Genomic DNA, 7,352 nt, shown 5'->3' with positions numbered 1-7,352 from the left:
CTGAAGGAGCTGGCCGCTCCCGGCAAGACCGTGGTTTTCGTCATCCCCGACATCGTGAAGGGCGGCTGCCAGCCCACTTCCCACCGGAAGGTGTCCATCCGGGCCTGCCTGGATGAGCTGTACGCCGCCGGCGTGGAGAAGAAGGACATCCTGTTCATGTTCTCCAACGGCCTGCATCCCCGTGCCACCGTGTCCGAGATGAAGCAGATCCTGGGCGAGGAGCTGTTCAACGAGTTCTACTGGACCAACCAGATCACCAGCCATGACTCCGAGGACTATGAGCACATGGTGGACCTGGGCACCACCAAGCGGGGCGACCCCGTGCTGATGAACAAGTATGTCTTTGACTGCGACATTCCCATCCTCATCGGCCACACCCAGGGCAACCCCTACGGCGGCTACTCCGGCGGCTACAAGCACTGCGCCACCGGCATCACCCACTGGCGGAGCATTGCCAGCCACCACGTGCCCAAGGTCATGCACCGGGACGACTTCACCCCCGTGTCCGGCCACTCCCTGATGCGCACCAAGTTCGACGAGATCGGTATGCATATGGAGGAGAAGATGGGCCACCCCTTCTTCTGCTGCGACGCCGTGCTGGACACCTACTCCCGCCAGATCGCCATCTACTCCGGCTACGCCAAGGTGATGCAGCCTGAGTCCTGGAAGCTGGCCAACAAGCGCACCTATGTCCCCTTCGCCGAGAAGAAGTACGACGTGATGGTGTTTGGTATGCCCCAGAACTTCCACTACGGCAACGGCATGGGCACCAACCCCATCCAGATGATGCAGGCTCTCTCCGCTCAGGTCATCCGCCACAAGCGTGTCATGAAGGACAACTGCGTCATCATCTGCTCCTCCATCTGCAACGGCTACTTCCACGACGAGCGGTGGCCCTACCTGCGGGAGCTGTATGAGATGTTCCAGCACGACTATATGAACATCCTGCCCGATATGGACCGGTACGGCGAGTACTTCGCCACCAATCAGGAGTATATCCGCAAGTACCGCTTCTGCAATGCCTTCCATCCCTTCCACGGCTTCTCCATGATGAGCTGCGGCCACATTGCCGAGATGAACACCAGCGCCATCTACATCGTGGGCGCTCAGGAGCCCGGCATTGCCCGCGGCATGGGCCTCAAGACCCGGGCTACCTTCGAGGAGGCCCTGGAGGACGCCAAGAAAAAGTTTGTGGGCCCCAACCCCAATATCCTGGCTCTGCCCCAGACCTTCAAGCTGAGCGCCGTCCATCTGTGCATGAAGGACGACGATCTGAGCAACGTGTAAGGAGGGCACTGTCATGCTGAAAGGAAATATGCTCATCGCCCACGGCGGCGGCCCCACCCCGGTGATCAACAGCTCCCTGCTGGGGGCTGTCCGGGAGGCCAAGCTCCACGGCGAGATCGAAACCATCTACGGCGCCCGTTTCGGCGCTGAGGGCATCCTGGCCGGGGACCTGATCGACCTGGGCAAGTTTGCCGATGAGGATCTGGCCCTGCTGGCCAAGACCCCCGCTTCCGCCCTGGGCTCCTGCCGCCGCAAGCTCACCGACGCCGACTATCCTGCCGTGCTGGAGTGCTTCAAGAAGTTTAACATCCGCTACTTCTTCTACAACGGCGGCAACGACTCCATGGACACCTGCAACAAGATCTATAACCTGTCTGTGGAGACCGGTTATGAGCTGCGCGTCATCGGTATCCCCAAGACCATCGACAACGATCTGGATGTCACCGATCACTGCCCCGGCTTTGGCTCCGCTGCCAAGTACGCCGCTGTCTCCGCTCTGGAGCTGGCTCAGGACGTGTCCGCCCTGCCCATCCACGTAGTGGTGATGGAGATGATGGGCCGCAACGCCGGCTGGATCACCGCCGCTTCCGCCCTGTACGCCGACCTGATGCCCTGCGAGCATCTGGTGTACCTGCCCGAGGTGGCCTTCGACAAGGAGAAATTCCTTGCCGCTGTCAAGGAGAAGTGGGCCAAGGGCCGCGGTCTTCTGGTGACCATCTCCGAGGGCATTCACTATGCCGACGGCTCCCCCGTGGCCGACTCCGGCGTGGTGGACGGCTTCGGCCACAAGGTGCCCGGCGGCGCCGCCCAGGCGCTCAGCGACATGATCATGCAGGAGACCGGCCTGAAGTCCCGGTCCGAGAAGCCCGGCCTGCTGGGCCGTGTGAGCGTGAGCCTCATGTCCGAGATCGACCAGAAGGAGGCCGAGGAGGCCGGCGCCTGCGCCGTCCGCTCCGCCGTGGAGGGCAAGACCGGCTTCATGGTGGGCTTTGAGACCACTCGGAACCCCTACTCCTCCAAGACCTGCCTGATCCCTCTGGAGAAGGTGGCCAACGCCGAGAAGAAGTTCCCCCTGGAATGGATCGGCGAGGACGGCGCCAGCATCAAGCCCGAGTTCAAGGCCTATTGCGAGCCCCTGCTGGGCGCTTACGACAGCCGGTTTATCTCCCTGCGGTAAGCCGCCATGCAGATCCTCTTTAACTTCCTGGTCTGTATCCTGGCAACTACCATTGGAGGCATCAGCGGGGTAGGAGGCGGCGTCATCATCAAGCCGGTGCTGGACGCTGTGTCCGGCCTGCCGGTGGCTACCATCAGCTTTCTGTCCGGCTGCACCGTGCTGGCCATGACCATCACCTCCATGCTGCGCAGCATCGGCGGCGAGGTGAAGGTGGAGCCCCGCCGGGGTACCCTGCTGGCCATCGGCGCCGCCGTAGGCGGCATTGTGGGCAAGCAGCTCTTCGACATCGTGAAGGACGCCGGCGGCTCCGCCGTCTCGGTGGCCCAGCAGGTGCTGATGATTCTCCTTACCCTGGGCGTGCTGGCCTACACTCTGAACCGGCCCCGCATCCGCACCCTGGATGTGAAGAACGGGGCGGCCTGCGTCCTCATCGGCCTGGCCCTGGGCGTGCTGTCCTCCTTTTTGGGCATCGGCGGCGGCCCCATCAACCTGGCGGTGCTCTACTACTTCTTCTCCATGGACTCCAAGACCGCCGCCCTCAACTCCCTGTACGTCATCCTGTTCTCTCAGGGCGCCAGCTTCCTCAACACCGTGATCGGTCAGAGCGTGCCCGTCTTTGAGTGGCCCGTCCTCATCGCCATGGTGGTGGGCGGCGTGGTGGGCGGCACCGTGGGCCGCAGCTTCAGCCGCCGTATGGACAACAAGGCCGTGGACAAGCTGTTCTTCTGGCTGCTGCTGGTCATCACCGGCATCAGCGTATACAACCTGATCCGCTGCTTTGTGTGACTTCACGTTCTTCTCCTCTTTTCCTCAGGACCCGTTCCGGCAGTGATGCCGGGATGGGTCCCCTTTTTATGCCTGTATGGGTGGAAACATTTGGCCTGCCCCAATTCCTTGACACTGGAGCATGACATGGTATAATACCAAACCAGTATGGAATTTTTGCAGAGCAAATGCGCCATATTTTATCAATAACTGCAACTTGGAGGAATTTACCCATGCAAGCAAAGAAACCGCTGGCCCTGCTGCTGTCCCTGTCCATGGGGCTGTCCATGGGCACCCCCGCCCTGGCTGCCGCCAGAGAGACCAGCCTGCCCGACGTGGGCCAGAGCTGGGCGGCCGACTCCATTCACCGCTGGCTGGAGGCCGGCCTGGTGGAGGGAGACGACCAGGGCCTGTTCCGGCCCGCCGCCAACCTGACCCGGGGCGAGCTGGCCACCATTTTTGTGCGGCTGCTGGGCCTGAGTGAGAAGGCGCCCAACCGCTACGCCGATCTGAAGGGGGACGAGTGGTACGCCGACGCCATTCTGAAGTGCACCGCCGCCGGCATTCTGGAGGGTGACGGGACCAACTGCAACGCCACCCAGACCATCACCCGGCAGGAGACCATGGTGATGTTTGCCCGGGCCATGGGTATCCGTGAGGAGAAGGAACCCGACCTGGGCCAGTTTGTGGACGGCACCGACGCCGCCGGCTGGGCCGCCGGGTATCTGGCCCCTCTGGCCCAGCTGGGCATTCTGTCCGGCGTGGAGGACGGTTCCCACCTGGCGCCCATGGCCAACATTGACCGCGCGTCCACCATGGCGCTGCTGGACAAGGCCGTCAGCGATTACATCACCGGCTCCGCCCAGGTGGAGGCGGAGGACGAGGGCCGCTTTGTGGTGGTTAACGCCGGTCAGTCCGCCGCCCGCAGCGGCGCCCAGGTAGAGGTGTCCGGCCAGGCAGCCGGTCTGGTGGTGGCTCCCGGCAGCGCCGGGGCCAAGGTCACCGCTCAGGACCTGACCGCCGCCACCGTGAAGGTGGACGCTCCCGTGGAGCTGACCCTCTCCGGCAGCACTTCCGCCGACTACCTGAGCGTCAACGCCGAGGCTCAGCTGGCGGTGGAGAAGGACGCTTCCGTGGAGGAACTGTCCCTCAACGCCGCCGCCCAGGTGGACAACCAGGGCACCATCGGCAAGGCCTCCGTCAACGCCGACGGCGTGGTGCTGGACGGCAAGCTGCCCGGCAGCCTGGAGGTGACCGACGGCGTGGATCAGCCTACCGACAGCGAAGGTAACCAGGTGGGCGGCGACAATAACAACGGCGGCAGCAATGGCGGCGGCCCCGGCTCCGGCGGCTCCGGTGGTTCCGGCGGTGGCAACGGCGGCGGTTCCGGCGGCTCTGACGGTGACGGCGATGGTGACGGCGACGGCGGCCAGGTGCCTCCTGTCCAGGCCGGCCCTGCCGTGACCCAGGTTTCCGAAGAGGAGGGCAAGGTCACCATTCAGTTTGACCAGGCCCTGTACACCATGGAGGAGGACGTGCTGACCAAGATCGGCAGCTCCTCTACCCCCGAGGGTGACGCGGTGAACAACGAGGCCCTCCAGGCCGCGGGCTACGCCATCTCCGGCGACGTCCAGATCACCAACCTGTATGTGGACAACGAGACCGAGTTTGTCTGGACCTTCGACTTCAACAGCGCCAAGCTGGGCGACGGTATGCGCTACAACAAGGCCATCTACGACGCCGAGGGCAACAGCGCCGGCTACCTCACCGCCCGCCGCCATGTGGCCCTGAAGGACGACGAGGGCCGCACCCCCTACTATGTCTGGACCGTGGCCTTTGAGCAGGAGGCCGAGGCCGACATCACCGCCCCCGTGCTGGAGAAGGAGAGCGTCACCCTGCTGGGCGACGACGACACCCTGACCCTCACCGTGCCCGTGTCCGACCAGGGCGAGCTGGCCTATCTGGAGATCGACCACAGCCTGGAGGCCAGCTTCCCCGAGTTCACCGTGGAGGCCAAGAGCTATGACTTCCTGGACGAGGAGAGCGGCCTGGGCTACACCAGCGTGTACACCGACACCCAGGGCGAGCAGAAGTGGGAGATCACGCTGAATCCCGTGGCTACCGCCCTGCTGCGTCAGGCCGCCGGCGGCAGCCCCATGACCTTTTACTTCTCCGTGAAGGACAAGGCGGGCAACCAGTTCGGTTCCATGTACTTTGTGGAGGAGGAGATGACCGTCTCCGACGTGTCTGTGCCTCTGGACACCACTGCTCCCACCGTGGTGAGCTTTGCCATTGACGATCAGGTGGTGGAGGACGGGGCCACCGTCAGCTTTGACGAGGGCCAGGAGTTTACCAGCCTCACCGTCACCCTCAGCGAGGCGGTGGTTGCCGGGGATCAGACCCAGCACATCACCATTGACGGCCATGAGTTCGGCACCTTCGTCATTGACGAGGCCGATCCCACCAAGCTCCACATCACCGTTACCAACCACAACGGCAACAAGTATGTGGAGGGCACCTTCCAGTTCGATCTGGCCGCCGGCGCCCTGAAGGACGCCTCCGGCAACGAGAGCGAGGAGCAGTCCTACACCATCCACTTTACCCAGAATCCCGGCGTGTAAGCGTCACAAAGCCCCCCTCCCACCGATAAACTGGTGGGAGGGGGGCTTTTTATGCAAGATCAGGTATTGCAGGAACAGATCAAAACGGCGGACAAATCCCTGTTTTTTCTCAGTATCCTGCTGGGGTCCATCTGTCTGTCCTGGCTGGCCCTGGACAAACAGCGGCGGGGGCTGTGCTGCAACGGAAAAGCCCCCGATGTGACGGGGCTGCGGCAGATCAGCTCTGTATTGGTGGTACTGGCTCTGGGGTACTTTTTCTGCTTGGGTGTGAAGGGCAGGGAAGAGCAGGGAGGCCAGGTCAATTTCTGGGCCTCCCTGCTGGTGCTGCTGGCCGCCCTGCTGCGGCTGGGGGAGCTGCTGAAGGATGGGTAAAGAAAAGCGGTGGTGCTGCCTGTGGCAGCACCACCGCTTTGCGCGTTAAAAGGGGGCGTCCTCAATACGGGTTTCCTTGGCGAAAAAGGTGTAGGTGCCGGTAGCCACTGTCTGGCCCTGGTCGTTGGTCAGAACGGCGTCGTAGACCAGAATGGTCTTGCCCAGCTTTTTGGGGGTGGCCAGGCAGTGGATCTGGCTGCCGGTACCGGGGGCCAGGTACTGCATGGAGCAGTCCAGGGTGACGCACACCTTGCCGCAGGTGAAGGCGGCGCAGCCCGCCACTGTGTCCGCCAGGGCCACCAGGGCACCGCCGTGGACGATGCCCATGGGGTTCAGGCTCTCGGGGCGGACCTCCAGAGTGCCCTCCGCCTCCCGACCCTCGATGCGGGTGACGGTAATATGGTTGTAGGGAGCGAAGTGGCCCTCGCCGTTGACCACCCGCTGAATATCACTGAAGGAAGCCATCCAGAATCTTCTCCTCCGCTTCCTGCTCGGTCAGACCCAGGGTCATCAGCTTCAGGATCTGGTCTCCGGCGATGCGCCCGATAGCGGCCTCGTGGATGAGCTGAGCGTCCACATGGTTGGCCACAATGGCGGGGATGGAGGAGATCTTGGCGTTGCCCATGATGATGGAGTCGCACTGAACATGGCCGAAGCACTTGGTGTTGCCGGTCATTTTGGGGTAGAACACCTGAACCGAGTTGTCCTGAGCCACGGACCGGGAGATGACCCGTCCGGTGGCGTCCTCGCCGTCCAGAATGATTTCCATGTCGCTCTCGGCGGTCTGCTGACCGTGGGTGAGCAGCTTCTCGGTGATAACGGCCTCGGCCCCCTTGCCCACCACAATGCGGGTCTCCCGCTTGGTGGAGTCCACGCCCCGGATCTGGGTGGACTCCATGTTGATGGAGGCCCCCTCGTCCAGGTAGACGATGGTCTGGGGGTTCATGATCCGCTTGCCGGTGCCCTCGCCGTCGCCGTAATGGCGCTCCACATAGCGAACCTTGGAATTCTTGCCGATGTGGAAGGTGTGGACGCCGTCGTGCTGGCTGGTCTCGCAGCCGGTGTTGTGGATGCCGCAGCCGGCCACGATGTCCACGTCGCAGTCGTCGCCGATGAAGAAGTCGTTGTAC

Annotated in this window: 7 protein-coding genes; 5 read left to right on the top strand and 2 right to left on the bottom strand. The window is 63.2% G+C overall.

All coding sequences use genetic code 11. From position 1 onward, the window contains the following. The 5 genes from IHN22_RS11955 to IHN22_RS11935 form a co-directional block, all read left to right on the top strand. Nucleotides 1-1,287, top strand: a 1,287-nt coding sequence (locus tag IHN22_RS11955; protein WP_191435591.1) for a lactate racemase domain-containing protein, incomplete at its 5' end; no start/stop codon positions are given. Between the two features lie 13 nt (nt 1,288-1,300). Beyond that, entirely contained in the window at nt 1,301-2,464 is a 1,164-nt protein-coding gene (locus tag IHN22_RS11950) for a 6-phosphofructokinase (protein ID WP_242961171.1), read from the top strand. 6 nt (nt 2,465-2,470) lie between these two features. Continuing rightward, on the top strand, nt 2,471-3,250 hold the full coding sequence (locus IHN22_RS11945) for a sulfite exporter TauE/SafE family protein (RefSeq protein WP_087268916.1): 780 nt from the start codon (nt 2,471-2,473) through the stop codon (nt 3,248-3,250). A 212-nt stretch (nt 3,251-3,462) separates the two neighbouring features. Beyond that, nucleotides 3,463-5,850: an S-layer homology domain-containing protein gene (locus IHN22_RS11940; protein ID WP_191435589.1), complete on the top strand. Its 2,388-nt coding sequence runs from the start codon at nt 3,463-3,465 to the stop codon at nt 5,848-5,850. Nucleotides 5,851-5,901: 51 nt separating this feature from the next. Beyond that, entirely contained in the window at nt 5,902-6,222 is a 321-nt protein-coding gene (locus IHN22_RS11935) for a hypothetical protein (RefSeq protein WP_191435588.1), read from the top strand. A 45-nt stretch (nt 6,223-6,267) separates the two neighbouring features. Here the strand turns inward: IHN22_RS11935 and IHN22_RS11930 are convergent, their stop codons facing one another. Both IHN22_RS11930 and IHN22_RS11925 read right to left on the bottom strand, forming a co-directional pair. Further along, nucleotides 6,268-6,687, bottom strand: a complete 420-nt coding sequence (locus IHN22_RS11930) for a PaaI family thioesterase (RefSeq protein WP_191435586.1) — start codon at nt 6,685-6,687, stop codon at nt 6,268-6,270. After that, a partial coding sequence (locus IHN22_RS11925; RefSeq protein ID WP_191435584.1) for a SufB/SufD family protein occupies nt 6,671-7,352 on the bottom strand: 682 nt, incomplete at its 5' end. The genes IHN22_RS11925 and IHN22_RS11930, both read right to left, overlap by 17 nt.

This window comes from Flavonifractor sp. An112, from assembly GCF_904377885.1.
Taxonomy (GTDB): domain Bacteria; phylum Bacillota; class Clostridia; order Oscillospirales; family Oscillospiraceae; genus Flavonifractor; species Flavonifractor avicola.
This window is presented reverse-complemented; position numbering and strand designations above follow the sequence as displayed.

What these genes read in the sequence shown, in the direction of transcription:
- IHN22_RS11935 (WP_191435588.1), top strand. Translation starts at nt 5,902, where the DNA reads ATGCAAGATCAGGTATTGCAGGAACAGATCAAAACGGCGGACAAATCC.
- IHN22_RS11930 (WP_191435586.1), bottom strand. Translation starts at nt 6,687, where the DNA reads ATGGCTTCCTTCAGTGATATTCAGCGGGTGGTCAACGGCGAGGGCCAC.
- IHN22_RS11940 (WP_191435589.1), top strand. Translation starts at nt 3,463, where the DNA reads ATGCAAGCAAAGAAACCGCTGGCCCTGCTGCTGTCCCTGTCCATGGGG.
- IHN22_RS11945 (WP_087268916.1), top strand. Translation starts at nt 2,471, where the DNA reads ATGCAGATCCTCTTTAACTTCCTGGTCTGTATCCTGGCAACTACCATT.
- IHN22_RS11950 (WP_242961171.1), top strand. Translation starts at nt 1,301, where the DNA reads ATGCTGAAAGGAAATATGCTCATCGCCCACGGCGGCGGCCCCACCCCG.